Annotated in this window: 3 protein-coding genes; 2 read left to right on the top strand and 1 reads right to left on the bottom strand. The window is 65.3% G+C overall.

Annotated features, from left to right (window positions below; genetic code table 11):
- Positions 1-79: 79 nt before the first annotated feature.
- The gene (locus FCU66_RS40205) at positions 80-382 is read right to left on the bottom strand and encodes a hypothetical protein (protein ID WP_136621881.1); all 303 of its coding nucleotides are present in this window, start codon (positions 380-382) and stop codon (positions 80-82) included.
- Between the two features lie 185 nt (positions 383-567).
- Here FCU66_RS40205 and FCU66_RS40200 point away from each other — a divergent pair, with 185 nt between their 5' ends.
- Together FCU66_RS40200 and FCU66_RS40195 are read left to right on the top strand one after the other, a co-directional pair.
- Entirely contained in the window at positions 568-930 is a 363-nt protein-coding gene (locus tag FCU66_RS40200) for a hypothetical protein (protein ID WP_168992163.1), read from the top strand.
- Positions 931-1,044: 114 nt separating this feature from the next.
- Complete coding sequence (locus FCU66_RS40195) at positions 1,045-1,623, top strand: flagellar basal body-associated protein FliL (RefSeq protein WP_246094212.1); 579 nt, start codon at positions 1,045-1,047, stop codon at positions 1,621-1,623.
- Positions 1,624-1,661: the final 38 nt, after the last annotated feature.

The following is a 1,661-nucleotide window of genomic DNA, read 5'->3' as shown; positions in this document are numbered from 1 at the left end:
CTGGAACACCCCTCATCCGTCTCGTCGCTACGCGTCGATCCACCTTCTCCCACAGGGGGAGAAGGCAAAACCAGCCCCCTCAAGCCCGCCGCGACCCCTCCAGCGGCACCTCTCTGTCACTCAGCATCTGCGCTTCGCTGCGCACGCGTTGGCGCTCGTCGATGAACGCCGCCTGGATCGCAACGGTCGCGCCCGGCAGGCCGTCGGCGCGGCAGGCCGCGCAGACGATGCGGCCCGACAAGGCGGCCAGCGGCGTGTTGCCCGTCACCCCGAACCGCTTCAACTGATCGGGCCGCCACCATCTGTTGCGGCCGCAATCGGCGCACTCGACCGAGATCGAGACGACATGCGCGATCACTGCTTCCTTGCCCGGCAACGCCATCGCCCCTCCCTCGCCTTTTGTTCCTGATTTGTTCACATATTCCTGCGTTTTGCGCCGGGAGTCGAGTCGCAGTTTTCAAACACGCCCAAAAGTTTTTCTTCTGTCAATTTTTGAGTTATGCTTACATAATCTCGCAAATGTGAGTCGGGGCGCGAACGCGCCGCCGCGTCGAGCCGGGAGTGACGATGGAAGCCGCCGATTTCGCCCGCTCCTGCGGTTACACCGGCGACAGCCCTGCCTTGCTTGAAGCTTTCGAGGCGATCCGCCGCAACGGCATTGCCCACGCCCGCCAGGATCATTTCCGGCGCAAGGCTGTCATCGACGAGCTGAAGCAGTCGCAGACGCTGTTCCAGGCGGCGATCGCCCCGGCGCTGTCAGCGCAGGAAGCCATCGAGGACGCAGCCCACTTTATCGCCTGCTGGCGCAACATGCCGCGCTGGCGCCAGGAGCGGCGCCTGCCCGACCTCGTCAGGGCCAAGCAACAGCGCCTGGTGGCGCGCTACTTCCGCCGCCATGACCACAGGCTCTGGGCAAGGGAAGCTGCGTGAGGCGCCATGCATCTTGACCACCCGGCTGGCCTGACACCACGGCGGCCCTGATTCCGTCGGATTGATGCGCTGATTGGGGGCCTTGGAAACCGCCTCCCGCCGGAAGGACCCGACATGAAACGCCTTGTTCTCGCAGCCTTGTGGGTGATGGCGCTTGCCTTGTCCACCCATGCCGGCGGCGACACCACCACCGGGCTTGCCGACACCACGGTTCTGATCGTCCGCCACGGCGAAAAGACCGACAGCGGCACCGGCCTGTCGCCCGAGGGCGAAGCCCGCGCGCAAGCCTATGTCGCCTACTTCCAGCCTTTTATTCTGGACGGCGGGCCGTTCCGGCCCGATGTGCTGGTAGCCACTGCCGATTCCAGCAACAGCGCGCGCGAACGGCTGACGCTGACGCCGCTCGCCAAGTCACTGAAACTGCCCATCGACCAGCGCTTCGCCGACAAGGATGTCCAAGGCCTCGTTGCGGCTCTCGCCAGCGAAAGCCATGGCAGGTCGATCCTGATCGCCTGGCATCACGGCCAGATGGCGAAGCTCCTCAAGGCGTTCGGCGCCGATCCGACGGCGCTGCTGCCGAACGGCGAATGGCCCGATGACGTGTTCAACTGGGTGGTGGTGCTGCGCTTCGATCATGACGGGCAGTTGGTGCCGGGCTCGGCGCGGGTGATTGAGGAGAGGCTGCCGGGGTGAAATGACCTCCGCTGATGCGAGGCACCCCCCTCTGTCCT

This window comes from Mesorhizobium norvegicum (assembly GCF_004919685.1).
GTDB classification, from domain to species: Bacteria; Pseudomonadota; Alphaproteobacteria; order Rhizobiales; family Rhizobiaceae; genus Mesorhizobium; species Mesorhizobium norvegicum.
This window is presented reverse-complemented; position numbering and strand designations above follow the sequence as displayed.